Source organism: Nitratireductor sp. J20-h4, assembly GCF_056780505.1.
Genome location: NZ_CM165557.1, coordinates 3,702,396 through 3,728,501 on the forward strand (window position 1 = coordinate 3,702,396; position 26,106 = coordinate 3,728,501).

At 65.4% G+C, this 26,106-nt stretch carries 23 protein-coding genes and 1 tRNA gene; 15 read left to right on the forward strand and 9 right to left on the reverse strand.

Translation table 11 applies throughout. The annotated features are described in order from the left end of the window. Positions 1-7: 7 nt before the first annotated feature. Both ACT2B0_RS17745 and ACT2B0_RS17750 read left to right on the forward strand, forming a co-directional pair. Complete coding sequence (locus tag ACT2B0_RS17745; protein ID WP_473459661.1) at positions 8-583, forward strand: peroxidase-related enzyme; 576 nt, start codon at positions 8-10, stop codon at positions 581-583. A 109-nt stretch (positions 584-692) separates the two neighbouring features. After that, positions 693-1,007, forward strand: coding sequence for a hypothetical protein (locus tag ACT2B0_RS17750; protein ID WP_473459662.1), 315 nt, complete (start codon positions 693-695; stop codon positions 1,005-1,007). Positions 1,008-1,243: 236 nt separating this feature from the next. On the opposite strand, the gene ACT2B0_RS17755 is transcribed toward ACT2B0_RS17750, so the two are convergent. Both ACT2B0_RS17755 and ACT2B0_RS17760 read right to left on the reverse strand, forming a co-directional pair. Then, the gene (locus ACT2B0_RS17755) at positions 1,244-1,855 is read right to left on the reverse strand and encodes a LysE family translocator (protein ID WP_473459663.1); all 612 of its coding nucleotides are present in this window, start codon (positions 1,853-1,855) and stop codon (positions 1,244-1,246) included. 92 nt (positions 1,856-1,947) lie between these two features. Then, positions 1,948-2,607: a TetR/AcrR family transcriptional regulator gene (locus ACT2B0_RS17760; RefSeq protein ID WP_473459664.1), complete on the reverse strand. Its 660-nt coding sequence runs from the start codon at positions 2,605-2,607 to the stop codon at positions 1,948-1,950. 96 nt (positions 2,608-2,703) lie between these two features. Here ACT2B0_RS17760 and ACT2B0_RS17765 point away from each other — a divergent pair, with 96 nt between their 5' ends. The 7 genes from ACT2B0_RS17765 (at position 2,704) to serA (ending at position 11,838) form a co-directional block, all read left to right on the forward strand. After that, positions 2,704-3,942, forward strand: a complete 1,239-nt coding sequence (locus ACT2B0_RS17765) for a parallel beta-helix domain-containing protein (RefSeq protein ID WP_473459665.1) — start codon at positions 2,704-2,706, stop codon at positions 3,940-3,942. Between the two features lie 11 nt (positions 3,943-3,953). After that, positions 3,954-5,060: an SO2930 family diheme c-type cytochrome gene (locus ACT2B0_RS17770; protein ID WP_473459666.1), complete on the forward strand. Its 1,107-nt coding sequence runs from the start codon at positions 3,954-3,956 to the stop codon at positions 5,058-5,060. Positions 5,061-5,204: 144 nt separating this feature from the next. Then, positions 5,205-6,557 carry a phosphoglucosamine mutase gene (gene glmM / locus ACT2B0_RS17775; RefSeq protein WP_473459667.1) on the forward strand — a complete coding sequence of 451 codons (1,353 nt, stop codon included), beginning with the start codon at positions 5,205-5,207 and terminating at the stop codon, positions 6,555-6,557. Positions 6,558-6,824: 267 nt separating this feature from the next. Continuing rightward, positions 6,825-7,655: an outer membrane protein gene (locus ACT2B0_RS17780; protein ID WP_473459668.1), complete on the forward strand. Its 831-nt coding sequence runs from the start codon at positions 6,825-6,827 to the stop codon at positions 7,653-7,655. A 207-nt stretch (positions 7,656-7,862) separates the two neighbouring features. Beyond that, complete coding sequence (locus ACT2B0_RS17785) at positions 7,863-8,735, forward strand: outer membrane protein (protein WP_473459669.1); 873 nt, start codon at positions 7,863-7,865, stop codon at positions 8,733-8,735. A 199-nt stretch (positions 8,736-8,934) separates the two neighbouring features. Further along, positions 8,935-10,110 carry a phosphoserine transaminase gene (locus tag ACT2B0_RS17790; RefSeq protein ID WP_473459670.1) on the forward strand — a complete coding sequence of 392 codons (1,176 nt, stop codon included), beginning with the start codon at positions 8,935-8,937 and terminating at the stop codon, positions 10,108-10,110. A gap of 129 nt (positions 10,111-10,239) precedes the next feature. Continuing rightward, positions 10,240-11,838, forward strand: coding sequence for a phosphoglycerate dehydrogenase (gene serA, locus ACT2B0_RS17795; protein ID WP_473459671.1), 1,599 nt, complete (start codon positions 10,240-10,242; stop codon positions 11,836-11,838). Between the two features lie 13 nt (positions 11,839-11,851). On the opposite strand, the gene ACT2B0_RS17800 is transcribed toward serA, so the two are convergent. After that, positions 11,852-12,757 (reverse strand): DMT family transporter, encoded by a 906-nt coding sequence (locus ACT2B0_RS17800; protein WP_473459672.1) that lies wholly within the window; start codon positions 12,755-12,757, stop codon positions 11,852-11,854. Between the two features lie 134 nt (positions 12,758-12,891). Between ACT2B0_RS17800 and ACT2B0_RS17805 the strand changes: the two genes are divergently transcribed. From ACT2B0_RS17805 to ACT2B0_RS17820, 4 genes are all read left to right on the forward strand, one after another. Next, positions 12,892-14,310 (forward strand): S8 family serine peptidase, encoded by a 1,419-nt coding sequence (locus ACT2B0_RS17805; RefSeq protein ID WP_473459673.1) that lies wholly within the window; start codon positions 12,892-12,894, stop codon positions 14,308-14,310. Positions 14,311-14,391: 81 nt separating this feature from the next. Next, positions 14,392-14,868 carry a hypothetical protein gene (locus tag ACT2B0_RS17810; RefSeq protein ID WP_473459674.1) on the forward strand — a complete coding sequence of 159 codons (477 nt, stop codon included), beginning with the start codon at positions 14,392-14,394 and terminating at the stop codon, positions 14,866-14,868. Positions 14,869-15,045: 177 nt separating this feature from the next. Beyond that, positions 15,046-15,612, forward strand: coding sequence for a sigma-70 family RNA polymerase sigma factor (locus ACT2B0_RS17815; protein ID WP_473459675.1), 567 nt, complete (start codon positions 15,046-15,048; stop codon positions 15,610-15,612). After that, positions 15,609-16,301, forward strand: a complete 693-nt coding sequence (locus tag ACT2B0_RS17820) for a hypothetical protein (RefSeq protein WP_473459676.1) — start codon at positions 15,609-15,611, stop codon at positions 16,299-16,301. The genes ACT2B0_RS17815 and ACT2B0_RS17820 overlap by 4 nt, the downstream gene beginning before the upstream one ends. Before the next feature lie 61 nt (positions 16,302-16,362). On the opposite strand, the gene ACT2B0_RS17825 is transcribed toward ACT2B0_RS17820, so the two are convergent. Continuing rightward, a tRNA-Glu gene (locus ACT2B0_RS17825) sits at positions 16,363-16,438 on the reverse strand. Positions 16,439-16,743: 305 nt separating this feature from the next. After that, on the reverse strand, positions 16,744-17,139 hold the full coding sequence (locus ACT2B0_RS17830) for a fimbrial protein (protein ID WP_473459677.1): 396 nt from the start codon (positions 17,137-17,139) through the stop codon (positions 16,744-16,746). An 83-nt stretch (positions 17,140-17,222) separates the two neighbouring features. Here ACT2B0_RS17830 and ACT2B0_RS17835 point away from each other — a divergent pair, with 83 nt between their 5' ends. Further along, positions 17,223-18,257, forward strand: coding sequence for an RluA family pseudouridine synthase (locus ACT2B0_RS17835; RefSeq protein ID WP_473459678.1), 1,035 nt, complete (start codon positions 17,223-17,225; stop codon positions 18,255-18,257). Between the two features lie 176 nt (positions 18,258-18,433). Continuing rightward, a complete protein-coding gene (gene rpoH / locus ACT2B0_RS17840; protein ID WP_473459679.1) occupies positions 18,434-19,345 on the forward strand; it encodes an RNA polymerase sigma factor RpoH in 912 nt (303 codons plus the stop codon). A gap of 277 nt (positions 19,346-19,622) precedes the next feature. Here rpoH and ACT2B0_RS17845 read toward each other — a convergent pair whose 3' ends face one another. The 4 genes from ACT2B0_RS17845 to tilS form a co-directional block, all read right to left on the reverse strand. Then, positions 19,623-21,203 carry a hypothetical protein gene (locus ACT2B0_RS17845; protein ID WP_473459680.1) on the reverse strand — a complete coding sequence of 527 codons (1,581 nt, stop codon included), beginning with the start codon at positions 21,201-21,203 and terminating at the stop codon, positions 19,623-19,625. A 71-nt stretch (positions 21,204-21,274) separates the two neighbouring features. Next, positions 21,275-22,573: an adenylosuccinate synthase gene (locus ACT2B0_RS17850; RefSeq protein ID WP_473459681.1), complete on the reverse strand. Its 1,299-nt coding sequence runs from the start codon at positions 22,571-22,573 to the stop codon at positions 21,275-21,277. Between the two features lie 207 nt (positions 22,574-22,780). Next, on the reverse strand, positions 22,781-24,721 hold the full coding sequence (ftsH, locus tag ACT2B0_RS17855) for an ATP-dependent zinc metalloprotease FtsH (RefSeq protein ID WP_473459682.1): 1,941 nt from the start codon (positions 24,719-24,721) through the stop codon (positions 22,781-22,783). Between the two features lie 117 nt (positions 24,722-24,838). Beyond that, the gene (tilS, locus tag ACT2B0_RS17860; RefSeq protein WP_473459683.1) at positions 24,839-26,098 is read right to left on the reverse strand and encodes a tRNA lysidine(34) synthetase TilS; all 1,260 of its coding nucleotides are present in this window, start codon (positions 26,096-26,098) and stop codon (positions 24,839-24,841) included. Between the last annotated feature and the right edge of the window lie 8 nt (positions 26,099-26,106).

The window sequence follows — 26,106 nt, forward strand, 5'->3', positions numbered from 1 at the left end:
AAAGAAGATGACGGAAAGCGACCAAAGACCGACGGCCCTCGATATTCCCCCGACGGGCGACCTCAGCCCCGGGACCAGAGCCTATTTCGACAAGTGCCGGGAAAAACTCGGCCTCGTCCCCAACGTGCTCTTGTCCTACGCCTTCGACGAAAAGAAGCTGCGCGCCTTCACCGACATGTACAACGATCTCATGCTCGCCGACTCGGCCCTGTCGAAGCTCGAGCGCGAGATGATCGCCGTCGCCGTGTCCTCGGTGAACCACTGCTACTATTGCCTGACCGCCCATGGCGCCGCGGTGCGCCAGCTCTCGGGCGATCCCGAACTCGGCGAAAAGATGGTGATGAACTATCGCGCGGCCGATCTCGACCCGCGCCAGAAAGCGATGCTCGACTTCGCCGTCAAGCTGACCGAAACACCCGACAAGATCGAGGAGACCGACCGCCAGGCATTGCGCGACGCCGGCTTTGCCGACCGCGACATCTGGGACATCGCCTCCGTTGCCGCCTTCTTCAACATGTCGAACCGGGTCGCGGCCGCCGTCGATATGCGCCCCAATCGCGACTATCACGCCATGGCCCGCTGAAGGCGGGACACTACTCGCGAAAACGTCATTTCGTATCTTTGTTAAATGATGCGAAAACCCTCCTCGTGCCGACGTTCAACCTATCGGGCACACCATGGGGAGAGGACCAATGCCGAAATTTCTCTACGTCTATCACGGCGGCAGCGTGCCGGAGACCGAGGAGGAGGGCAGAAAGGTCATGCAGGCCTGGACGGACTGGATGGGCTCGCTGGGGGACGCCATCGTCGACGGCGGCAATCCGGTCGGCCAATCGAAGACCGTTATGCCCGGCGGCGGCGTCGCCGACAATGGCGGCGCCAACCCGGCCAGTGGCTACAGCCTGATCGACGCCGCCGACATGGACGATGCGCTCGCCAAGGCCAAGGGCTGCCCGATCCTGCAGGCAGGCGGCAGCGTCGAGGTCGCCGAGACGATGGACATGTAGCGCCGGACGGCGATCGGCAGTCGACGCCCATTCAACAAGACGCAATCGACCGAAGCCGCATGAACGTCGCCGGTTGCCCTGTGCATGCCGGAATCCGTTCCGGGACGGTAACCGGACAAAACACCGGCCCCGCCTAGGGCGTTTCCAGGCGAAGCGGGAGCCGGTTCGCCGTTCGAAAAACGCGTGAAAACAATAGATTAGAGCCGGTCTGCGATTCCGCGAAAAGCAGACCGGCTCTAACGCGCGGCGATCGCCGCCGCCGCGCTGGCCATCGTCGTGGCGCTCAGCCGGTTCGCGATCCGCATCGCCCGCCCGCTTCTCAGGAGCCGGCGCGCCTGAGCGGCCGCAAGCACCCAGGCGCAATCGATGGCGATCAGGACAAGCGCCATCGTCGCCGTCAGTTCGACCCAGCCGACAAGGCCGACCGAGCCCAGGTCGACGATGGTGGGCAGCAGCGCCAGGTAAAACATCATGATCTTCAGATTGCCGAGCGTGACCGCCATGCCGGCGAAAAACAGGCGCCAGGGTGCCTCCTCGCGCGGCATTTCGCCTGCGCGGACCGTGGCCGGTGCGGTCCACAATTTCCAGGCCAGCCAACACAAATAGGCAACGCCGGCATATTTGATGACCACGAAGACGAGATGAAAGCTCTGGGCGAGCATCGCCAGGCCGAAAACCGCCAGCGACAGCCAGATCGCCTCGCCGATCCACATGGCGAGCACAAACGGCAAGACGTCGCGAAATCCCTTCGCGAGAACCCGCGCCACCAGCGCGGCGATGCTCGGTCCGGGCGACCCGGCCGCGACCAACAGCGCGCCGGCGAAGATCAACAGCGAGGCGAAATCCATCTCAACGTCCAATCGCTTCGGGCTTACGATAGCGGGATTTGGCCATGAAATGACAACCGCGGCAAGCCCGGCTGCCGTGACGCGTTGGCCGCTCAGTTCCCGTCTTCGTCGGGCGCACCGGCCAGGATGCGGCCGAGCGCCAGTACCATGTGGGCTTCGATGTCGTCGCGCAGGCGCAGGCGGATATCGGCGCGGTCCTCGACCAGGTAGAGATCGACAAGCGTACCCAGCAGCGCGTTGAGAAACGCCAGCGCGTGCGGGTCGGGTGTTGGCATCGCGGGCGCGAAACGGGAAAGAAAGGGGCCCAGAAGGTCGCCGACGATACGGTCTTCGGCCTGGCCCTGGTCGTGTTCGACCGGCCGCAAGCGACGCATGACGCGCAGCAGGCCGACATGGGCCGGCACCGCGTCGGCCGCCGCCAGATAGCGGTCCAGCATCGCGCGCGCCGCCTTGTCGAGCGGCAATGTCGGGTCCAGCCGGTCGAGTTCCGCCGCGCAGCCCGCGACGATCCGCGCCACGGTATCGTCATAGGCCGCCAGAAGCAGCGCGTCGCGATCGGCGAAATAGCGGTAGACAGAGCCGACCGAGACACCGCATGCCGCGGCCACCCGAGAAGTGGTCACCGCCGCCTCGCCCTCGCTTGCCACCAGCTTTTCCGTCGCCTCGATCAGGGCCGCGCGGGTCTTCCGCGCGCGCGGCTGGCGCGGCGTCGAATTCCTTTTCGCCGACGCGGACAATCTGGCGTGCTGCATCCCCATGACCCGACTTTACGAAACTGAAACAGTTTCATTTTTATTGACACCACACGCTTTCGGACGCATCGTCAAGCGCGTTTGGGGAGGACGAGCATGCGAAATTCCGCCTGGAGAACCGTCATTGGCGCCGCGCTGATCCTGGTTTTGCCGGCCGGCGCCCTTGCCGCCGAGATCCGCGTCGAACCGGGCGCGGACGCCAACGAAAAACTGATCGAGGCGCTGATCCTGGCTGAACCGGGCGACACGGTCACGATCGCGGCCGGACGCTACGCGCTTACGGACGGCCTGTCGCTGGACGTCGACGACGTGATCGTCAGGGGCGAAGGCCCCGACCGCACCATTCTTTCCTTCACGGGTCAGACCGGGTCCGGCGAAGGCCTGCTGGTGACCTCCGACCGTGTTGTCCTGGAGGACTTCGCCGTCGAGGATACCAAGGGCGACGGCGTGAAATCCAAGGGCTCCGACCAGATCACCTTCCGCAATCTGCGTGTCGAGTGGACGGGCGGGCCGAAGGCCGAAAACGGCGCCTACGGCGTCTATCCGGTTTCGTCGAAAAACGTGCTCGTCGACGGCGTGCTGGTGCGCGGCGCCTCCGACGCCGGCATCTATGTCGGCCAGAGCGAAGATATCGTCGTGCGCAACAGCCGCGCCGAATACAACGTCGCCGGCATCGAGATCGAGAATTCCTTTCGCGCCGATGTCTACAAGAACGTTGCCACCCACAATACCGGCGGCATCCTGATCTTCGACCTGCCCAACCTGCCGGTCCAGGGCGGTCACGACATCCGCGTCTTCGACAATGACGTCGTCGACAACGACACGCCGAATTTCGCGCCGGAAGGCAACATCGTCGCGATCGTGCCGAAAGGCATGGGCATCATGGTGATGGCCAACCGCAACGTGCATGTGTTTGAAAACCGACTATCCGGCAATGCGACCGCCCATGTGCTGATCGCCGCCTATCCGGAGGATTATGACGACGACGCCTATATGTTCGTGCCGCGCGGCGTCTATGTGCACGACAACGAGTACGGCGAGGGTGGCGGCGCGCCTGACGGCGAAGTCGGCAAGACGATTTCCGACGTCTCCGGCACGCCGGTTCCCGACATCGTGTGGGACGGCGTTACCACCATCCCGGAATATTTCTCCTGGGTCGCAGCCGAAAACCGCATCTATGTCGACGAGGCCGAGGGCACGACCTTTGCCAATTTGAAGATGATCTCGCAGCTTCTTCTGCCGTGGTCGACCGCGCCCGATACCGATATTTCCGACTACAAGGGCGCCCTGCCAGAGCCGAAACCGGTAGAACTGCCGCAGGATCAGGCAGGCTGAGCGGCCGGGCGATGCGGTATTGGCTGCGTCTTCTGTCTCCCGGCCGGCGCCTTGTCGCCGCCCGCCGCGCGGCGGGCGCGGCCTTTGTCGTGCTTACCGCGATGATCGCCGGTCCGGCGGCAGCCGTCGACGACGCGGCCCTTGCGGCCAAGAGGCCGCCGAAACTCCTGTCGCAGACCGGGCTCTTCGCCGATCCGGCCACCCAGAAACCGGCGGCGGGCGTGATCCCCTTCGCGATCACCACCCCGCTATTTTCCGACCATGCGCTCAAGACGCGCTTCGTCTATGTCCCCGAAGGCAAGACGGCCCGCTATCACGATACGGAAGCGTTCGAGTTTCCGGTCGGCTCCGTGCTGGTCAAGACCTTCGCCTTTCCCGCCGATATGCGCCAGCCGGAAAAGGCGGTTCGCCTGATCGAAACCCGGCTGCTTATCCGCGGGCACGACGGCTGGCGGGCCTGGGCCTATCTGTGGAACGACGAGCAGACCGACGCGGCGTTGAACATCGCCGGCGCCAAGGTCGAAATCGCGCTCGCCGGTATCGGCGAGACGCCCGACGAACCGCTGCGCTTCACCTATTCCGTACCCAACAAGAACCAGTGCAAGGCCTGTCACGCCCTTGACGGCGCGATTACCCCGCTCGGTCCCAAGGCGCGCAATCTGAACGGTGTCTTCCCCTATGTCGACGGCCCGCGCAACCAGCTTGCCTATTGGCACGACAAGGCAATCCTCGCCGGCGCGCCGGCGCCGTCGGCCGCGCCCGTCGTGCCGGACTGGCGCGATCAAGGCGCCCCGCTCGACGCCCGCGCCCGCGCCTGGCTCGACGTCAACTGCGCGCATTGCCATCGCCGAGAAGGTCCGGCGAGCAACTCGGGGCTGTTTCTGACCTATGGCGAGACCGACCCGGTCGCGCTGGGAATCGGCAAGCGGCCGGTCGCCGCGGGCCGTGGCTCGGGCGGCCGCGCCTTCGACATCAGCCCCGGCGATCCCGACGGGTCGATCCTGCTCTACCGCGCCGAAAGCACCGAGCCCGGCATCATGATGCCCGAACTGGGGCGCACCCGTCATGACCAGGCAGCGGTCGAACTTCTGCGCGACTGGATCGCAAATCTGCGTTAACTGTTTGCCGACAAAAGCCTATCGATAGATTTGACCGCCAATATTCGGTTACATCTTCTCATATAATGTGATTCCCTTGCCCCCTATGCCTATGGCAAACGGAGGCCGGGGTACGAATTCATTCGATGTGGGGACTTCGACGACATGTCGAGACGTTATTTCGGTACCGACGGTATCCGCGGTAGAGCCAATAGCTTTCCAATGACCGCCGATGTCGCCATGAAAGTCGGCATGGCGGCCGGCCTGTCGTTCCAGCGTGGCGACCATCGCCACCGCGTGGTGATCGGCAAGGATACCCGCCTGTCCGGCTACATGATCGAAAACGCCCTCGTGGCCGGCTTTTGCGCCGCCGGCATGGATGTGTTCCTGCTCGGGCCCGTGCCGACACCGGCCGTGGCCATGCTGACGCGGTCGCTGCGCGCCGACCTCGGCGTGATGATATCGGCTTCGCACAACGCCTTTCAGGACAACGGCATCAAGCTTTTCGGACCGGACGGCTACAAGCTCTCCGACGAGATCGAAATGCGTATCGAGGGCATGCTGGATCGCGATCTGGCCGCCGAACTGGCCCACTCCGACGGACTCGGCCGGGCCAAGCGCATCGACGGCGTCCACGATCGTTACATTGAATTCGCCAAGCGCACCCTGCCGCGTTCGGTCTCGCTGGCCGGCATGCGTGTCGTCATCGACAGCGCCAATGGCGCCGCCTACAAGGTCGCGCCGGCCGCCCTTTGGGAACTCGGCGCCGAAGTCTACGCCATTCACGACGAGCCCAACGGCGTCAACATCAATGCCGGCTGCGGGTCGACCCATCCCGAAAGCCTCTGCGACAAGGTCCGCGAACTCAAGGCCGATATCGGCATCGCGCTCGACGGCGACGCCGACCGGGTCCTGATCGTCGACGAAACCGGCGCCGTCGTCGACGGCGACCAGATCATGGCGGTGGTCGCCGACTCCTGGCACCAGGCCGGCCGGCTGGCCGGCGGCGGGCTGGTGGCGACCGTGATGTCCAATCTCGGCCTCGAGCGCCATCTCGCCGACCAGGGGCTCACGCTGCACCGCACCAAGGTCGGCGACCGCTACGTCGTCGAACACATGCGCGCGCACGGCTTCAATATCGGCGGCGAGCAGTCGGGCCACATCGTCCTGTCCGATTTTTCCACCACCGGCGACGGGCTGGTTTCCGCGCTTCAGGTCCTGTCCTGCATCAAGCGCTCGGACCGGCCGGCCAGCGAAGTGTGCCGCAAGTTCGAACCCGTGCCGCAGATCCTCAAGAATGTCCGTTTCAACGGCGGCAAGCCGCTTGAAACCGATCAGGTCCGCGCGGTGATCCGCGACGCCGAGGACAGGCTCGGCGCGACCGGCCGCCTCGTCATCCGGCCGTCGGGAACCGAACCGCTGATCCGCGTGATGGCGGAGGGCGATGACCCCTCGCTGGTCGAGACCGTCGTCGACGACATCGTCGGTGTGATCGGCGAGACCAAGACCGCAGCCTGAAAACACGGCCGCCGTCGCGCATTCGCCCGCGCGCTGCGGGTCGACCGTTTCGGCCCGTGCCGTCGCCGCGCCCTTAGCGTCGTGGCAGCCGCAAACAGGCCGCTCATCTTCCTCGATACATCGCCAAGCATGACTGATGCTTAAAATGCCATGCTTTCATGGTAAAGAAGCACGGTTAAGCCGGCCTTAACTTTTCCGATTCATTATTCCGGTCGAGTTCAATCGAACCCGGCCTCACGCTGTCGGGAAACGCTAAGGGTGATCCTCATGACAAAGCCTGCCAGGCTAACGCTCTTCGGCGCGCTTCTTCTCGGCAGCGCCACCGCCGTATCCGCCGCCGATTTCTACGATCCGCCGGTGGTGGAGGCTCCCCCGCCCCCCGTCGTCTATGAAGAGGTCGATTCCGGCGGCTGGTACATTCGCGGCGACATCGACTATCACTGGTCGAACTTCAAGGACGCCGACTACGTCACCTACAGCCCGCCCGGTTATGGCGGCTTCGATTTCGGCGATCTGCGCGGCGCGTGGTCCTTCGGCGCCGGCGTCGGCTACCAGGCCAACAAATATTTCCGCACCGACCTGACCATCGACTATTGGGCAAAATCCAAGTTCACCGGCCAGACGTCTGGTTTCTGCGGCGGCCTGCCCTGCCAGTCGGTGGACGAAACCTCCTACTCCGCCCTGGTGCTTCTGGCCAACGCCTATGCCGAATTCGGCACCTGGAACGGCGTCACGCCTTATGTCGGCGCCGGTATCGGCGGCGCGCGCATCAAGTGGGACGATTTGAACAACACGGTCGGCGGCGTCACCACGGTGCACGAGGGCACCGACGAATGGCGTTTCGCCTGGGCGCTCATGGCCGGTGCCTCCTACTGCCTCACCGACAACATCCTGCTCGACGCCGGCTATCGCTTCACGCGTGTGAACGGCGGACGGATGTTCGAATACGCGCCCGTTGCCGGCCCCGGCTTCGACGAGGGCATCGACGTCCACGAGGTTCGTGGCGGCCTGCGCTATCAGTTCGGCGGATCGAGCCGCTGCGCGCCGCCGCCGCCAGCCTACGAACCGATCCCGATCGACCCGCCGGTCTACAAATAGACCGGTTCAAAAGACCGACCATCCAGACCGCCCGGCCCGCGCCGGGCGGTTTTTTGTGCCCGACAGATTGCTTGCAAGAGAAAGCGGCAAGCGGATGCGTGTTGCGTCTTATGCTTAACCGGCATTTAACCACTATAGTTAACAATGCCTCACGAACCGGCGGCCGCATCTGGACGGTGTCGACCCCGCGCAACCGGAGTGAGGTCCATGAAACTGCTTAAAGCCATCCTGCTTGCCGGCGCAGCGACCACGGTGGTCGCGCTTGCGCCAGCGGTCCACGCCGCCGACTACGATCCACCGATCTTCGTCGAGGAGGCGCCCGAATACGTGCCCGTGGAGGTCGGGTCGGGCTGGTATCTGCGCGGCGACATCGGCTATGCCGTGTCCACCAGCTCACCGGGGTCTTTCGATTACCGCACGTTCAACGCGATCACCGGCACGTACGGCCAGTCGACATTCGCCACGGGTTCGGTCGACACCAGCTTTTCCTATGGTGGCGGCGTCGGCTACCGGTTCAACGAATGGTTCCGCGCCGAAGGCGTGATCGAGGGTTTCCAGGGCAAGTTTGAAGGCACCACGGTGGCCGCCGTGCCGTGCCTCGATCCCGTCGCCAATCCCGCCTATGTTGGAACGACCTGCCGGTCTGAGGACAGCGCGCGCTATAACGGCATGTCCTTGATGGCCAACGGCTACGTCGATCTGGGTACCTATGCCGGCTTCACGCCCTATGCGGGCGCCGGCGTCGGTTATACCTATCTGCGCTGGGCCGACCTCAACAACGACACCTATTGTGTCGACGGCGCCGCGGCCTGTCCGCCGCCACAGGCCTATCTGTCGAGCACCACTCACCCCGGAGAGAAGAGCTGGCGCTTCACCTACGCGCTGATGGCCGGCATGGCCTATGACATTTCCGACGTGCTGAAACTGGATGTCGGCTATCGCTATTCCAAGATCGAGGGCGGCCCGATGTTCGGCTTCGACGCGGCAACCGCGACCGCCGGCGCGGTCGGCGTGCAAGGCACCGATGACGGACTCGAAACCCATGAGATCCGGGTGGGTGTGCGCTACGAGCTCTGGTAGTCCCTCCCGGACGCGAAATTCAGTCCTCGAGAACGGCGGGATCACCCCGCCGTCTTTCGTTTTGGCGACGCGTGGCGCGCAAAAAACCCGGCATGCGCGCCGCGCTTTTATGTTGACGTCGCCGTCTCGTGGCTCTATCGCCGTCCGTGGGCTACCCCTCCCCACCGAGGGGCGAGCTATCTGGAAGGATAGGAACACGATGACGACTTACCCCACGCCCGGACTCCGTCCGGCGAATCCCAATTTTTCCTCCGGTCCCTGCGCGAAACGTCCCGGCTGGTCGCCAGCCGCCCTCGATGTTTCCACTCTGGGACGCTCCCACAGATCGAAACCCGGCAAGGCGGCGCTGCAACAGGCGATCGCGCAGACGCGCGACGTGCTGCAGGTGCCGGCCAGCCATGTGATCGGCATCGTACCGGCCTCCGATACCGGCGCGGTCGAGATGGCGTTGTGGTCGCTGCTCGGCGCGCGCGGCGTCGACATGGTCGCCTGGGAATCCTTCGGCTCCGGCTGGATCACCGACGTGGTCAAGCAGCTCAGGCTCGACGATGTGCGCCGCATTGAGGCCGATTACGGCGAATTGCCCAAGCTTTCGCAGATCGATTTCAATCGCGACGTGGTCTTCACCTGGAACGGCACCACGTCGGGCGTGCGCGTGCCGAACGGCGACTTCATTCCCGCCGACCGCAACGGCCTGACCATCTGCGACGCAACCTCGGCCGCTTTCGCCCAGCATCTCGATTTCGAAAAGCTCGATGTCGTCACCTTCTCCTGGCAAAAAGCGCTCGGCGGCGAGGCGGCCCACGGCGTGCTGATCCTGTCGCCGCGCGCCGTTGAACGCCTGGAGAGTTACACGCCGGCCTGGCCGATGCCGAAAATCTTCCGCCTGACCAAGGGCGGCAAACTGATCGACGGCATTTTCAAGGGCGAGACCATCAACACGCCCTCCATGCTGTGCGTGGCCGACTATCTCGACGCACTCGGCTGGGCGAAATCGGTCGGCGGGCTCGACGGCCTGGTCGCCCGCGCCGACGCCAATTTTGCCGTCATCGACGCCTTCGTCGAAAATTCGGCCTGGGCCGCGCATCTAGCCCTCGTACCGGAGACGCGTTCCAACACGTCGGTGTGCCTGTCGATCGTCGATCCCGAGGTGACCGCGCTCGACCCAGACCGGCAGGCCGCCTTTGCCAAGGCCATGGTCGCGCTGCTCGACGCAGAGGGCGTCGCCTACGACATCGGCGCCTATCGCGACGCGCCGCCTGGTCTGAGAATCTGGACGGGCGCAACCGTCGAGACCGCCGATCTCGAGGCGCTGATGCCCTGGCTCGACTGGGCCTTCGCCACCCAGAAAGCCGCGCTCAAGGCTGCCGCCTGACCGCGCGAGCGCCGCGCCGGCCCGGCCGGCGCGGGCGCCACTCACCGCATCGATCCAAAATCCCGCGCCGCAGGGTCGCTACGCGATCCCTCTTCGCCAGGAAGAGCCGGCCAACCGGAAGGAAATCCCATGCCCAAAGTGCTCGTTTCCGACAAGCTGTCCCCGACCGCCGTCCAGATTTTCAAGGATCGTGGCGTCGAGGTCGACTACATGCCCGATATCGGCAAGGACAAGGACAGGCTCCTCGAGATCATCGGCGATTATGACGGCCTCGCCATCCGCTCGGCGACCAAGGTTACGGCCAAGCTGATCGAGGCGGCCACGAACCTCAAAGTTGTCGGCCGCGCCGGCATCGGCGTCGACAATGTCGACATTCCCGCCGCCTCGCGCCGCGGCATCATCGTCATGAACACGCCCTTCGGCAATTCCATCACCACGGCCGAGCACGCCGTCTCGCTGATGCTCGCCGTCGCCCGCCAGATCCCCGAGGCCAACGCCTCCACCCAGGCCGGCAAGTGGGAAAAGAACCGCTTCATGGGCGTGGAGATCACCGGCAAGACGCTCGGCGTCGTCGGTTGCGGCAATATCGGCTCGATCGTGGCGACACGCGGCGTCGGCCTGAAAATGCACGTGATCGCCTTCGACCCCTTCCTGTCGGAAAAGCGCGCCGTCGAACTCGGTATCGAGAAGGTGGAGCTCGACGAACTGCTGGCCCGCTCCGACTTCATCACCCTTCACACGCCGCTGACCGACAAGACCCGCAACATCATCAACGCCCAGTCGATCGCCAGGATGAAGGACGGCGTGCGCATCATCAACTGCGCCCGCGGCGGGCTGATCGTCGAGGCCGACCTGGTCGCCGCCTTGAAATCCGGCAAGGTCGCCGGCGCCGGCATCGACGTCTTCGAGGTCGAGCCGGCCACCGAGAACGCGCTGTTCGGGCTCGACAACGTGGTCTGCACTCCGCATCTGGGCGCCGCCACCACCGAGGCGCAGGAAAACGTCGCCCTGCAGGTCGCCGAACAGATGTCTGACTATCTGGTCAAGGGCGCCGTCACCAACGCCATCAACATGCCCTCCATAACCGCGGAGGAAGCGCCGCGGCTGAAGCCGTTCATCAAGCTCGCCGAAGTGCTCGGTACCTTTGTCGGCCAGGTCACCGAGGATGCGATCAAGGAGGTCGAGATCCTGTTCGACGGCCAGACCGCGTCCATGAACACCCGCGCCCTGGTCAGCGCGGCCTTGGCCGGCCTGATCCGGCCGCAGGTTTCCGACGTCAACATGGTCTCGGCTCCGATCATGGCCAAAGAGCGCGGCGTCATCCTGTCGGAGATCAAGCGCGACAAGTCCGGCGTTTTCGACGGTTACATCAAGCTCACCGTCAAGACGCCGACCAAAACCCGCACGATCGCCGGCACCTGCTTTTCCGACGGCAAGCCGCGTTTCATCCAGATCAAGGGCATCAATCTTGAGGCCGAAGTCGGCGAGCACATGCTCTACACGACCAACCAGGATACGCCCGGCATTATCGGCCTGCTCGGGTCGGTGCTGGGCAAGGGCGAGGTCAACATCGCCAACTTCCAGCTCGGCCGCAACCGGGCCGGCGGCGACGCGATCGCGCTGCTTTATCTGGACGCGCCGATTCCCGACGCCGTTCTGGCCGAGCTGCGCGCCAATCCCAAGATCGATTCGGCCAAGCCGCTACATTTCGACATTAACGGCAGCTGACCCGGGCCATGCCTCAACGTCCGGCCGGGTAACCGGCCAGACGCCGCCCAGAACGCTCGGCGATGAAGATGCCGCCGAGCGTCATCGCCAGCGCTAGGGCGTGATAGGGGCGCAGGTCTTCGCCGAGCACGAGGATCGACAGCACCGTCCCAAAAATCGGCACCAGATTGACGAACAGTCCGGCGCGGTTCGAGCCGATCAGCTCGACGCCGCGCACGTAAAAGACCTGGGCAAGCAGCGACGGGAACAGCGCGATGAAGGCGACCAGCGCCCAACCCCGCCCGTCCGGCCAGGTCAGCGCTCCGAAAGCGTATTCGACGGCCACGAACGGCAGCGTTCCCACAAAGGCGGCGGCCGACAGCACCATCAAGAAGCTCTGCCAGTGGATCGCCGGCCTGAACCGCAGCGCGACCGTGTAGCCGGCATAAACAAGCACCGCGCCCAGCATCAGCGCATCGCCGAGATTGAGTTCCAGCGCCAGCAGCCGCGCCGGCGCGCCGTGGCTCGCCACCAGTACGATACCCGCCACCGACACCACGAAACCGACCATCTGTCCCGGTGCGACGCGCACGCGGAAGACCAGGAAGTTGAGCAGAAAAATGAACATCGGAATGCCGCCCTGTTCGATGCTGACATTGATCGCGCTCGTATGGGCAAGGGCGGTGTAAAGCGCGACGTTGAACAAGGTGAAGCCGAAGAAGCCGAGCAGGAATAACAAGGCAAGATGCCGCCGCGCCAGCGCCCAGTCGACCCGCAATCGCCGGTGACCGATGCAGAAAAGCACCACAAAGGCGACCGCCCAGCGCAGCGCCGTCAACATCATCGGCGACACGTGCCCCACCGCCAGCTTGCCGGCGACGGCATTGGCGCCCCAGAAAAGGGTTGTCGCCAAAAGCAGAAAATAAGCGTTGCGCTGCATGAGCCATGTCCCCTGGAGGGCAGACTTTGGCCTACGCAGTTCGCGTTGCGATGTAAATCCGTGCCCGCGGCGCTTCTATCGGCGGCCAAGATGGGGTAGGCTTGCCTCGAACGAGGAAGCAGGACGCTCGGCGCATGCTTCAGAACTCATCGCCCGCCCTTATCCGCCACGCGCTTGCGCTCGCCGCACTCGTCGGGTTTTTCTTCCTGATCGGACAGAGCCCGCCGGCCTTTGCCCGCGACGGGGCGCTGCTCGTCAACCCCCGGCAGCAGACGACGCCGAAACCGAAGCCGAAAAAAGTCGAAACCAGAAAAGCCCCGGCAGCCGCCCAACCGGCAAAAACCACGCGCAAGAAGGCAACGACGCCGCGCAGCGCCACGCGCAAGTCCACACGGCGCAAGACCCGGGCGCGTGCACCGCGTGAAACCGCGCCAAGCGGTAATCCGCCCGCCGGCGAAACCCGCTTCGTCGCCGACGAAGTGATCGTGCGTTACCGGCTTGCCGCCGCGCAACCGGCGATGGACGCTCTGGTGCGGCGCCTCAATCTGCGCCATATCGAGGGTCGAACCTTCGCGCTCGCCGGCATCACCGTCCATCGCTACGCCATTATCGACGGCTCGCCGGTCACAACGGTGATCGCCGCGCTGGAAGCCGATGCCACGGTCGTCTACGCCCAGCCCAACTATCTCTACGAGCTGGCCCAGGCCGCCGCCGCCGCGTCTGGCGGCCCGCAATATGCGCTCGCCAAAATGGCGATCGACGCCGCCCAGGCCGTCACGACCGGCAAGGACGTACCGGTGGCGGTGATCGATTCGGCCATCGACGTCACCCATCCCGAACTGGAGGCGGCCTCGGTGGAGACCGCCGACGTGACCGGCAGTAAGCCGGAGCCCCACCAGCATGGCAGCACCATCGCCGCGCTGATCGCATCGCACGGCACGTTGCGCGGCATCGCGCCGGACGTGAAGATGCTCGGCATTGCCGCCTTCGATTTTGACGCCGATACCGGCGCGGTCAACAGCAGCTCGTGGCGGGTCGCCGCGGCCATCGACCACGCGCATCGATGGGGTGCGCGCCTGGTCAATATGAGCTTTGCCGGCCCGCAAGATCCGCTGATCGCGCGCAGCGTCGCCGGCATGGGTCGACGTGGCATGATCGCCGTCGCGGCAGCCGGCAATGCCGGTCCCGACGCGCCGCCGCTCTTCCCGGCCGCCTATGCCGGCGTGATCGCGGTCACGGCGACCGACCGCGACGATGCGGTCTTCGCCAGGGCCAATCGCGGCGACTATGTCGCGCTCGCCGCGCCCGGTGTGGAGATCCTCGGCATCGCACCGGGCGGACGCTACGTCGTCTCGTCCGGCACCTCGCTGGCCGCGGCCCATATTAGCGGCCTGGCCGCGCTGCTGCTCGGCCGCGCCAAGCACCTGACGGCCACCGAACTTCTCGACGCGCTGACCACGTCCGCGCACGATCTCGGCGACCCTGGCGTTGACCCGGTCTACGGCGCGGGCCTGCCCGATGCAAGCAGCGCCATAAGCCGGTTCGGCTCCTGAAGCGAAGCGCAGCCGGGCGGTCGCACCGGCCGCATAGGCGCCAAAGTTTTTCTTGAAAAAATTCAATCGCTTGAGCAAGTGGTGCGGTTTTTCTCCGTGGATTGTGAACCTATTGCCGCGTCATGGCGACCAACGGACATGGCTTTCGGGCCTGGCAAGAAGCAAACCCTGGAGGACACCATGCTGACCAAACTGCTCACCACCGCGATCGTTTCCGGTCTCATCGCCACCGCCGTCGCGCCCGTGACCGCCTATGCCCGCGACGGCGCCGGGCTGCCATTTGCCCGCATGCACAATCCGGACGGCTCGACCGTCACCTCGCGCGGCCGCCGCGACGGTTCGCGCGTGGAGACCCACCGCAACAAACACGGCAAGGTCGTGAAGCGCGTTCCGCACCGCAAACCCATCGTTCGCAAGGGCAAGCGCCGCAGCGTGCCGTGGGCGAGCTCCTACGACCGACGCACCGGCACCAGCATCACCGCGATCGGCAACGGCGATGGCACCCGTACCGTCATCACCTTCGGCATCGGCGGTTTCGGTATCCATATTTCGCGCTGAACACGGAGAAAACCGGCATCAGGCCCGCCGATCCCGGCGGTCCTGACGTCGCGCCACATCGGAGGCGGCTCATGAACGCGCGATCTGTTTCACCTCGCCCCCAACATCGGCTAGGCTGCACCGATACGCTTTTGCGGTTGCGACAGCCGTCGACCGTCGGGAGGGCCAGCCACGCCGATGCAGGGTGCGCAGGAAACGGATACGGTCTTGTTGGGCCGGATCGGCGCGGGCGACCGTGCGGCCATGCAGGCGCTTTATGCGCGCCATGCCAAGCGGCTCTACCATTATCTGCTGCGCCTGACCCGCGACGGCCCCACGGCCGAGGACCTGGTCAACGACGTCTTCATCGATTTGTGGAAGGGCGGCAGCACGTTCGAGGGCCGCGCCCAGGTTTCGACCTGGCTGCTGGCGATCGCCCGCTACAAGGCGCTCTCGGCGCTGAGACGCCGCAAGAAGACGGTCGATTCCGACGCCGCGCTGGAAAACTGGGAGGAACCGGGCGACTCACCGGAAGTCGCCGCGCAGAAAACGGACAAGGGCAAGCGGTTGCGCGCCTGTATCGAGCAGCTTTCGGCCGAACACCGCGAGGTGATCGACCTGATCTATTACCAGGAGAAATCCATCCGGGAGATCAGCGACATCGTCGGGATCCCCGAGGCGACCGTCAAGACGCGCATGTTTTACGCCCGCAAAAACCTTTCGGCGCTGATGGCGCAAGCGGGGCTCGATAGAGGCTGGCCATGACAAGAACCCTGACCAAGGACGAGCGCGAGGAACTGGAGCTGCTGCTGCCGTGGTACGCGGCCGGCACGCTCGAGGAAGACGAGCGGCGGCGCGTCGAGATCGCCCTCGAAGCGGACCCGGATCTGGCCGACAGCCTCGCGCTGGTGCGACAGGACCGCGACGCCGCGCTCGAACTGATCGCAAAAGAGGCGGTTCCCGCCTCGATGGCGGCGCGCTTCGAGGCCGCGCTCAACGCCACGCCGCACCCGGTCGAAACGCGCCAGGCAGCGCCTGTCCGGTCGACCCGGGAAGGCACTCTGGCCCGGTTCGGCGTCTGGCTCTTGGAGATTTTGTCGCCGCCGCGGCTGGCCGTGGCCGCCATGGCCGCCGCCCTGTTGATCGTGGTTCAGGCCGGGCTCCTCGTCTCGCTGATTGGCCCGGACGGAGACGGAAACGGCTTCACCGTCGCCAGCGAAGAGGACGACATCGCGCAGGCCGCGGGGCTGGCCGTGCTCGTCCAGTTCGCACCCGGTCTCGACATGGCCGCGCTCGCCACCTTCCTCGACGGGGCCGGCGGTCGCATCGTCGACGGCCCGCTTCCCAGCGGCATGTTCAAGCTGCGCTTTGCCGAGGCCGCCGACCAGGACGCGCTGGCTGCACGGCTGCGCGCCGAGACGGCGTTGTTCGCCCTGGTGCTGCCAAGCGAATGAGTGCTGCTGTTGCCCGCACGAGAGCGCGCGGCACAGGCAACCGAAACGTGAAGTGGAAAAATGGTACTCCCAAGGGGACTCGAACCCCTGTTTCCGCCGTGAGAGGGCGGCGTCCTAGACCACTAGACGATGGGAGCCCGGGAACCGCGCCGATATAGGCCTTCGCACGCACAAATGCAACATCGCGCTGCGCCCAATCGACAATTCAAGACCGCACACGGGTCTCAGCGCTTTTGCCAGGTGCAGGGTCAGCCCTGCCGGGACACGATCAGAGACCATAATTTGCCACATGGATCCACGCGGCGTCGTTCTCCGACGGCATGACCACCGGGCATCGCCGCGATCTTCAATCAGCTCGGAACCGAGCTTGTCACGGCACCAACCGATCGCCTCGTCATCGTCGCACGCGACGACGTGACGGTCGCGATCCGGCGCTAGGCGCTTACTGAACGCGAATGTCGTAACGGCCGAGAAGCCGGCGCGCACCCAAATCGTAGATGAAAATCGCCGCCTGCCCGTCCGGCAAGGCGACATGCAGCGCGACCCGATCGCCCGACAACGACTGCGACAGGATCTGCGCACCGGCAGGCAAGACGATTTCCGCTTCGATGAACGGCGCATCGGCGGGCGCCGGTACCGGGCTGTCGCCGGCGGTTTCGGGCACCTTGCCGGAATAGCTCACCTTGTAGACAACCGCTCCGAGCACGGCCATAACGGCCACGAACAGGATGCCAAGATTGATGGCGACGAACCGGACCAGCTTGCGGCGCACTTTTTCGGCAGCCGGATCGAGCGGCTTGTCCTCGGCCTCATCGGTGGCAAATTGCGGTTGTTCCATGGACGGTGTTTCCGGAGCGGACGGGCAGGATTGACGAGCGCTCCTGATAGCCGAGGCACCACACGATGGAAAGAGGCGTCGAGATGAGGCAAAGTCACGCGGACATATGCGCCGGCGACGAGCGCCGCCTGACCGTCGGAGACGACGATGGCGGCGGCCGGCTCGACCAGTGGCTCGTCGGCCAGCTGGACGGCGCTCTGTCGCGCAGCCGCATCCAGGGACTGATCAAGGCCGGCGCGGTGACGGTCGGCGATCGGGCGGTGCGGGAGCCGAAGCACAAGCTTGCCGCCGGCGACCGCGTCGCGCTGACCCTGCCCGAGCCGGAACCGGCCGAGCCGATAGCCGAAGCGATCGCGCTCGACATCCTGTTCGAGGACGATCATCTGATCGTGCTCGACAAGCCGGCCGGCATGGTCGTGCATCCCGCCGCCGGCAATTGGACCGGAACGCTGGTCAACGCGCTGCTTTATCATTGCGGTGCATCCCTGTCGGGGATCGGCGGGGTCCGACGTCCCGGCATCGTGCACCGACTCGACAAGGAAACCAGCGGCGTGATGGTGGTGGCCAAATCCGACGCCGCCCATCGCGGCCTGGCCGCCGACTTTGCCGATCACGGCCGCGACGGCATGCTCGAGCGCGCCTATTCGGCCTTCGCCTGGGGCGCGCCCGAGCGCGATACGGGCACGATCGAGGCCGCGCTCGGCCGTTCGTCGAAGGACCGCACCCACCGCGCGGTCGTCGCGCCCGAGCGGCCTGATGCGCGCCGGGCCGTCACCCACTACAAGGTCGTCGAGCGTTTTCGCGCGGCCGACGGCAAGGCCGACGCGGCCGCCCTGTTCGATTGCCGCCTGGAAACCGGCCGCACCCACCAGATCCGGGTTCATCTGGCGCATATCGGTCATCCGCTGATCGGCGATCCGGACTATGGCCGCGCCCTGCGGACCAAGGCCAACCGCCTGTCCGGACCGGCGCGCGATCTGGCGCTCGCCTTCCCGCGCCAGGCCCTGCACGCCCGTCTGCTTGGCTTTCGCCATCCCGTCAGCGGCGAAACCATGCGCTTCGAGACCCCCCTGCCGGACGACCTCGCACGCCTGGCCGCCTGCTTGCGCACGCCGTAAAAAGTTGATAATTTGAGTTCACTTTCGAGCGATCGCAATTTCCGGCGACGGAAATTCGTGAAATCGCCCGAATCCTACCTATATTTCTTATATGGTCGCGGTGCGTCTTCTTAGCGGCCGCGCATCACCGGCCCGCCGGTTTCCGGGGGCGAATTCCATCGCAGGGAGGGTGCTTTATGGCCCAGACATTACCCAGTATCGTATCGGGAGAAGGCGGTCTCAGCCGCTATCTTGAGGAAATCCGCCGATTTCCCATGCTTCAGCCCGAAGAAGAATACATGCTCGCCAAGCGCTATCACGAGCACGGCGACACGGAGGCTGCTCATAGGCTCGTGACCAGCCATCTGCGGCTCGTCGCCAAGATCGGCATGGGCTATCGCGGCTATGGCCTGCCGATCGGCGAAGTCATTTCGGAAGGCAATGTCGGCCTCATGCAGGCCGTGAAGAAATTCGAACCGGAGCGTGGTTTCCGCCTCGCCACCTATGCGATGTGGTGGATCAAGGCGGCGATCCAGGAGTATATTCTGCGTTCCTGGAGCCTGGTCAAGATGGGCACCACGGCCAACCAGAAGCGGCTGTTCTTCAACCTGCGCAAGGTCAAGAGCAAGATCCAGGCGCTCGACGACGGCGATCTCAACCCCGAACAGGTCAGCGAGATCGCCACGCGGCTCAACGTCAGCGAGGAAGAAGTCATCTCGATGAACCGCCGGCTTTCCGGCGACGCGTCGCTCAACGCGCCGATTCGCGCCACGGAAGGCGAGTCGGGCGAATGGCAGGACTGGTTGGTGGACAACAGCCGGTCCCAGGAAGAAATCCTTGTCGAGCAGGACGAACTGGAGAACCGGCGCGGCATGCTCGGCGAGGCGCTCGACGTCCTCAACGAGCGCGAAAGGCGCATCTTCGAAGCCCGCCGGCTGTCGGAGGATCCGCTCACGCTCGAAGAACTGTCGGGCGAGTTCGACATCTCGCGCGAGCGCGTGCGTCAGATCGAGGTCCGGGCCTTCGAGAAGGTCCAGGAAGCCGTCAAGGCGGCGGCGAAACGCAGGGATCAGGCTATTCGCACCATCGACGCCGGCGCCGAGGCCTGAAATCGACCGGCGGCTCGCCGCAGCCCGGGGGCGCCTTCCCCACGCGCGGGCGCGCAGATTTAAAATCGGCGAGCCGACGCGAACGGCGTTGCGAGGCCGCTTGAGCCCGCTTCGGCTTTTTGAACCGATCATCCTGATTTGGGACCGACGGGCGCCGGTACCCGGTCGCCCGATTCGGCGCAAAGCGAACTCCCGTTTGCGCGACAAGCCGGTACATACCCGCGCTCGACAACGTGGAAACCCGCCTCGGGCGGTGCCTCCATGCGCAGAAAAAGAGCTACCCGCTCGAGGCGGATTCCCACGCTTTCAGCGCTTCCTCGAAGATCTTTTCTCCAGGCAGCCCCTTTTCCATCGTCACTAGCGCCCGCCGGCCGGACTTGTAGACGATCGGCAGGTCGATCCAGTTCTGGTCCCGCAGCATGCGCATGTTCTGCGCAAGGTCGGTTTCGGCATCGTTGAGTGCGACAAGGAAGAACCCGTCGGCGATCTTGGCCGGAATCCCGCGCAGCGGATTGCCCGCCGCCTGCTCGGTGTCCTTCATTGTCATCCTGAGCACATTGTCGATCGGGCCGCTGGCGAAATTTTCCGGCGTCAGGAAAATCAGTTCCACGATATGGCTCGCCGGAAGGGTCTGGTCGGCGTTGCGGCGGATCGTCAGGCGCAACTTCAGATCCTTGTCGGGAATGCTCGCCTCGGCACGGATCGCCGGCTCTGGCGGCAGGTCGTTGCCGGGTGATTCCTGTGCCAGCGACCACACAACGGTGCCCGAATCGGCCGTGCCTTCCGCAACCGCCGTGCGTTCCTCGTAAAAAATCGCCTTTTGCGCCACCGGAACGCCGGCCTCAGCGGTCGTGGACGTGCCGCCAGCGCTGTCATCGGCTTCCGCGGCGGCCTCACCCGCACCCGGCTGTGGCGCGCCGTCAGGCGGCGTTGCCGCCGCCATCGACGTTCCCTCACCGACCGTGGCCTCGCCGCCGGCCGGGCCTTCGTCGGTTTCGCTGCCATCCGTGTTGAGACGCTGGGTGAATTTCTGCGGCGCCTCGGCTGCCGTCTCGGCCGGAGCGTCTGGATCCGGCGCCGCGGCCGTCTCCTCTTCCGCTTCGGGCTGCGGCTCAGGCTCCTGCGTTGCGGCGGCAGGCTCGCCGGCCGCCATGTCCTCGGCCGCGTCCTGGGCCGCGATTTCGGTTTGCCCAGCCCCGAACAGGCCGGTGAACCCGTCTCTGTTCAGCCACATCGCATAGCCGGCGCCTCCGACAAGGACCACCACCGCGGCTGCAGCGACCCAGCGGCCGACGGGCCGCTTGGCGCGATTGTCCGGCGGCGGCGGCGGCACGTCTTGCGGCAGGAATACCGCATCGCCCGGCGGCGGCGCCTCGTCCTTCTCCACCGGATCATCCACATCGACTTCCGGTCCCTGAACCGGGGGGCGCGCAGGCGGCGCGACCGGCGCGGATGCGGGCACAGCCGCGGCCCCCGTCTTGACGCCCGCCGGCTGACGGCCGGCTGACGGCGCGGCCGGCGCCGCGCTCACCGCCGGCGCGGCGGCGACTGCCGGTTCGGGTTTGGCCTTGTCCGGCTTCGGTTTCGAAAGGTCGGCAAAAAGCGCATCCAGTTCCGCGAGCGGATCGGACGTATCAGCCGGCGCCTTGGCCTGATATTCCCGCTCGATCTCGCGAATGGCGTTTTCGAGTTGTTGGCGCTGCCGCTCGGCGACGGCCTCAGGCGGCGGCGGATTCATGGCGTCCAGCTTGGCGCCAATCGTCGTACGGGCCTTCTGATAGACCTTCGCGCGAATCTCAGGCGTGGTTTCGCCGAGATTCCCGATCGTTTTTTTCAGAACCGCTACGAAATCTGCCATTCGTCGCCGACCTGTCCTTCCCTTTTCATGCGGCGAACCGGCATGTTTCCGGCCCGCGCCGGTGCGCCAAACTAGTCCTGAAACGGGTCCGTCACAAGTATCGTGTCGTCCCGCTCGGGGCTGGTCGAAAGCAGCGCGACCGGCGCGCCGATCAGTTCTTCCACATGACGCACATATTTGACCGCCTGTGCCGGAAGATCGTTCCAGCTCCTGGCGCCCTTGGTGCTGTCTTTCCATCCTTCGAGCGTCTCGTAGATCGGCTCGACCCGCGCCTGCGCGCCCTGACTGGCGGGCAGGTAGTCGATCTCGCGGCCGTCGAGGCGATACCCCGTGCAGACCTTGATTTCGTCGAGGCCGTCGAGCACGTCGAGCTTGGTCAGCGCGATCCCGTCCATGCCGTTGACAGCCACCGACTGCCGCACCAGCACGGCGTCGAACCAGCCGCAGCGCCGCTTGCGCCCGGTCACCGTTCCGAACTCGCGCCCCTGCTGGCCGAGGAACTCGCCGATCTGATTGTCCTGCTCGCTGGGGAACGGTCCTTCGCCGACCCGCGTCGTGTACGCCTTCGTGATGCCCAGCACATACCCGATCGATCCGGGACCGGTACCGGCTCCGGTAGCGGCCTGACCGGCCACGGTGTTGGAGGAGGTCACGAACGGATAGGTGCCGTGGTCGATGTCGAGCAGGCTGCCCTGCGCGCCCTCGAAAAGGATGCGCTCGCCGGCGCGGCGGGCATCGTCGAGAATCTTCCAGACCCGGTCCATATAGGGCAGCACCTTGTCTGCAACCTCCTGAAGCTCGGCCAGGATGACGCCGGGCTCGGCTTGCGGATGCCCCAGGCCGCGTCTGAGCGCGTTGTGGTGGGTCAGCAATCGATCGACCTTGTGTGCGAGCGTCGCCGGGTCGGCGAGATCCATGACCCGGATGGCGCGACGACCGACCTTGTCCTCGTAGGCCGGGCCGATGCCCCTGCGGGTCGTTCCGATTTTCGTACCGGAATCCGAGGCGGCATCTTCGCGATAACCGTCGAGTTCCCTGTGCAAAGACAAGATTAGCGACGTGTTTTCGGCAATTTTCAGGCGCGACGGCCCGATATCGACACCCTGCTCGCGCAAACGTTCGATTTCGGCGACAAAAGCGTGCGGATCGAACACGACGCCGTTGCCGATGACCGACAGCTTGCCCGGCCGTACGACCCCTGAAGGCAACAGCGACAGCTTGTAGACCTTGCTGTCGACGACGAGCGTGTGGCCGGCATTGTGCCCACCCTGGAAACGCACGACCAGATCGGCGCGCTCCGAGAGCCAGTCGACGATCTTGCCCTTGCCCTCGTCGCCCCACTGCGAGCCGACGACCACCACATTGGCCATGTTAAATCCTCTCTTGAACTTAGGGCGCGCGCACCCGCCGGACGGGCGCGCTTCTAGCCGCTTTCATGGCTGAATGGAATGGCTATCGCGTGCCGGCCGACAAAACAGCCTCGCAATACGGCCGCACCGAGACTTCGGTACGGCCGCTGCTGGTTCGGTGATAGTCGACGACCGGGAAAACCTGTCGCCTCCCCTGCAGGGCAGGCGTCAGCCCTGCGGCTGCGGTTCCATGCCCCCTTCGGGTTCGTCGCCGCCCGATTTCTTGCCCTCGCTGCGATGGCCCGCCTTCGGCACCGCCGACCCGCGCGACGGCGGCGTATCGTCGCCCTGGTCGCGCGACGGTTTCTGGCCGGCGATCAACTGCTTGATCTCGTCGCCTGACAGCGTTTCGTATTCCAAAAGCCCCTCGGCGATCGCGATCCAGGCCTTTTTCTTCTTGGTCAGGATGCTGCGCGCGGAATCGTAAGCCTCGTCGATCAGGCGCCGCACCTCGGCGTCGATGAGCTGCTGGGTTTCCTGCGACATGTTCTGCTGGCGCGCCACCGAGTGGCCGAGGAAGACCTCCTCCTGGTTCTCGCCATAGGCGACCTGGCCGAGCTTGTCGGAAAAGCCCCAGCGCGTAACCATCGCCCGCGCCAGTTTGGTCGCCTGGTCGATGTCGGACGCGGCGCCCGAGGTGATGTTTTCCTTGCCGAACTTGATTTCCTCGGCCACGCGGCCGCCCATCATGATCGCCAGCCGGGAGATCATGTATTTGTAGCTCATCGAATAGCGATCGCCCTCGGGCAACTGCATGACCATACCCAGGGCACGGCCGCGCGGAATGATCGTCGCCTTGTGCAACGGGTCCGACGCCGGCACGCTGAGCGCCACGATCGCATGGCCCGCCTCATGGAAGGCGGTGAGTTCCTTTTCTTCCTGGGTCATGGCGTGCGAGCGCCGCTCCGCGCCCATCATCACCTTGTCCTTGGCGTCCTCGAACTCGGCCATGGTGACAAGCCGCTTGTTGCGACGCGCGGCCAGCAAGGCGGCCTCGTTGACCAGGTTGGCGAGATCGGCGCCCGAAAAGCCGGGCGTGCCGCGTGCCAGCACTTTCAGGTCGACATTCGGCGCCAGCGGCACGTTGCGCACATGCACCTTCAGAATTTTCTCGCGCCCGGCAACATCCGGGTTGGGCACCACCACCTGACGGTCGAAACGGCCCGGACGCAGCAACGCCGGATCGAGAACGTCCGGACGGTTGGTCGCCGCGATCAGGATGATGCCCTCATTGGTCTCGAAGCCGTCCATCTCGACCAGCAACTGGTTCAGCGTCTGCTCGCGCTCGTCATTGCCGCCGCCAAGACCGGCGCCGCGATGGCGGCCGACCGCGTCGATCTCGTCGATGAAGATGATACAGGGTGCGTTCTTCTTGGCCTGCTCGAACATGTCGCGGACGCGGCTTGCGCCGACGCCGACGAACATTTCCACGAAGTCGGAGCCCGAAATGGTGAAGAAGGGCACGTTGGCCTCGCCGGCGACCGAACGGGCCAGCAGCGTCTTGCCGGTTCCGGGAGGGCCGACGAGCAGCACGCCGCGCGGAATCTTGCCGCCAAGACGCTGGAATTTCTGCGGATCGCGCAGGAATTCCACGATCTCCTCGAGATCTTCCTTGGCCTCGTCGACGCCCGCCACGTCGGCGAAGGTCACGCGACCGTGCGCCTCCGTCAGAAGCTTGGCCTTCGACTTGCCGAATCCCATGGCGCGTCCGGATCCGGACTGCATCTGGCGCATGAAGAAGATCCAAACGCCGAGGATCAGGATCATCGGCAGCCACGAGATCAGATAGCCGAACAAAGTATTCGAGCCATCGGATTCGGGACGCGCATTGATGGTCACGCCACGCTCTTCCAGGCGCGTCACCAGCGACGGATCGCCCGGAGAATAGGTCTGAAAACTGCCGCCGCCATCATTATAGGTGCCGGTGATGCGTTCGCCCGAGATCGTTACCGACTTCACGCGGCCGGACGATACCTCCTGGATAAACTCGGAATAGGCGATCTCACGCGAGCTTCCGCGCTGCTGCGGTGTCTGAAACAGATTGAACAGCGCGATCAGCAAGACAGCGATGATCGCCCACAGCGCGAGATTGCGATAATTTGGATTCATACGTTGCGTCCCGTACGCGTCAGATGCGGCGACGCGTGTGCCTGGCTCAGTGTTGGACCTAACATAGGGTTGGGCCGCGCCGTTGCCAAGCGATTGGCTCCGGCTCGGTTAAGGAGTTTATGCGGCATTGTGACCGCGCAATGGCGGCGCCGGCAAAGGCGGGCAGCCGAACACGGCGCCAAGCGCGGCAGCGAGTTCGAAATCGAACATCGGCAGATAGCAGGCAAAGGGCGCAACGACGCGGACGAAACCGTCCGCGCCGTCTTCGATCTCGCGACCTTGCGCGTCGACGAAGACCGGCTCCCCCGCCAAGGCCGAACGCTGCAGGGCTGCCGGAAGAACGTCGGAACCCTCCGTCGTATGCGCGCGCCCGCGGCCGCGCGCCTCCACCGCGACAGCGCCGGCGGGAATGGCAACGACCCGGCAACGCCGGTCCCAGAGCGCGCCGACGCGGGCCGGCACGGCGCCGGTCCAGCCTGCCCGCAATTCGCGATAAAGGAAGATGCCTGTCTTGCGGGCATCGATCACCGTGCCCGAAAGGGTCGCCCGGCACGACCCCCGAGCGAACCGGGCAAGCAGTTCTTCGGCCCGACCGTCCGCGACAAGTCGGGCCCGCCCACCCACGGCCGCGATCAGGACGGACAGAGCAAGAGCGACGGCGGGCGCATCGTCGGCCCTGGCCACATCGCGGTCGAGGCGAACGAGACCCGGCGCCGCCATCCGCGCATGATCGCGTATGAGCGCCGCGGCGCGCAGGCCGAGCGCGACGCGGTCTCGCCGCGCCGTGCGGCCCATCGCCACGAGCGCGTCCGTCAGGTCGGGATCGGCGGCAAGACGGGAGCGCGCCCGCACCCGTTCATAGGCGCGGTCGCGATTGCTGGGATCGTCTATCCAGGCAAGCCCACGCTCGCGCAGCACATCGCGCAACGCCGCGCCCGAGATGTCGAGCAGCGGGCGCACCACCCATACGAGGCCGCGCAACAGGGTCGCCGGCGCGATGCCGGCAAGGCCACGGCCCGCGCCGCGCGTGCGTCGCATGAAGACCGTCTCCGCCTGGTCGTCGCGTGTGTGCGCGGTCACGATCATCGACGCTCCGCTTTCCCGCGCCGCCTGGAAAAGCAGGTCGTGGCGTGCCTGGCGCGCCGCCGCCATCAGCCCCGTCTTGGGCTTGGCGTCCTGCCAGGCGAGAATGCGATGGGCGATGCCGAGTTGCGCGCATACGGCGCCGACATGATGCGCTTCGCGCGCGGCGGCGGGGCGCAGGCGGTGATCGACGGAGACGGCGAGAATCGCCTGATCGGGCGCATGTCGGCTGAAATGATCGTTGAGAAGAACAAGCAGGGCAAGCGAATCACCGCCGCCCGATACGGCGACCAAGACCGGTC

What these genes read in the sequence shown, in the direction of transcription:
- ACT2B0_RS17745 (WP_473459661.1), top strand. Translation starts at nt 8, where the DNA reads ATGACGGAAAGCGACCAAAGACCGACGGCCCTCGATATTCCCCCGACG.
- ACT2B0_RS17750 (WP_473459662.1), top strand. Translation starts at nt 693, where the DNA reads ATGCCGAAATTTCTCTACGTCTATCACGGCGGCAGCGTGCCGGAGACC.
- ACT2B0_RS17755 (WP_473459663.1), bottom strand. Translation starts at nt 1,855, where the DNA reads ATGGATTTCGCCTCGCTGTTGATCTTCGCCGGCGCGCTGTTGGTCGCG.
- ACT2B0_RS17760 (WP_473459664.1), bottom strand. Translation starts at nt 2,607, where the DNA reads ATGCAGCACGCCAGATTGTCCGCGTCGGCGAAAAGGAATTCGACGCCG.
- ACT2B0_RS17765 (WP_473459665.1), top strand. Translation starts at nt 2,704, where the DNA reads ATGCGAAATTCCGCCTGGAGAACCGTCATTGGCGCCGCGCTGATCCTG.
- ACT2B0_RS17770 (WP_473459666.1), top strand. Translation starts at nt 3,954, where the DNA reads ATGCGGTATTGGCTGCGTCTTCTGTCTCCCGGCCGGCGCCTTGTCGCC.
- glmM (WP_473459667.1), top strand. Translation starts at nt 5,205, where the DNA reads ATGTCGAGACGTTATTTCGGTACCGACGGTATCCGCGGTAGAGCCAAT.
- ACT2B0_RS17780 (WP_473459668.1), top strand. Translation starts at nt 6,825, where the DNA reads ATGACAAAGCCTGCCAGGCTAACGCTCTTCGGCGCGCTTCTTCTCGGC.
- ACT2B0_RS17785 (WP_473459669.1), top strand. Translation starts at nt 7,863, where the DNA reads ATGAAACTGCTTAAAGCCATCCTGCTTGCCGGCGCAGCGACCACGGTG.
- ACT2B0_RS17790 (WP_473459670.1), top strand. Translation starts at nt 8,935, where the DNA reads ATGACGACTTACCCCACGCCCGGACTCCGTCCGGCGAATCCCAATTTT.
- serA (WP_473459671.1), top strand. Translation starts at nt 10,240, where the DNA reads ATGCCCAAAGTGCTCGTTTCCGACAAGCTGTCCCCGACCGCCGTCCAG.
- ACT2B0_RS17800 (WP_473459672.1), bottom strand. Translation starts at nt 12,757, where the DNA reads ATGCAGCGCAACGCTTATTTTCTGCTTTTGGCGACAACCCTTTTCTGG.
- ACT2B0_RS17805 (WP_473459673.1), top strand. Translation starts at nt 12,892, where the DNA reads ATGCTTCAGAACTCATCGCCCGCCCTTATCCGCCACGCGCTTGCGCTC.
- ACT2B0_RS17815 (WP_473459675.1), top strand. Translation starts at nt 15,046, where the DNA reads ATGCAGGGTGCGCAGGAAACGGATACGGTCTTGTTGGGCCGGATCGGC.
- ACT2B0_RS17820 (WP_473459676.1), top strand. Translation starts at nt 15,609, where the DNA reads ATGACAAGAACCCTGACCAAGGACGAGCGCGAGGAACTGGAGCTGCTG.
- ACT2B0_RS17830 (WP_473459677.1), bottom strand. Translation starts at nt 17,139, where the DNA reads ATGGAACAACCGCAATTTGCCACCGATGAGGCCGAGGACAAGCCGCTC.
- ACT2B0_RS17835 (WP_473459678.1), top strand. Translation starts at nt 17,223, where the DNA reads ATGAGGCAAAGTCACGCGGACATATGCGCCGGCGACGAGCGCCGCCTG.
- rpoH (WP_473459679.1), top strand. Translation starts at nt 18,434, where the DNA reads ATGGCCCAGACATTACCCAGTATCGTATCGGGAGAAGGCGGTCTCAGC.
- ACT2B0_RS17845 (WP_473459680.1), bottom strand. Translation starts at nt 21,203, where the DNA reads ATGGCAGATTTCGTAGCGGTTCTGAAAAAAACGATCGGGAATCTCGGC.
- ACT2B0_RS17850 (WP_473459681.1), bottom strand. Translation starts at nt 22,573, where the DNA reads ATGGCCAATGTGGTGGTCGTCGGCTCGCAGTGGGGCGACGAGGGCAAG.
- ftsH (WP_473459682.1), bottom strand. Translation starts at nt 24,721, where the DNA reads ATGAATCCAAATTATCGCAATCTCGCGCTGTGGGCGATCATCGCTGTC.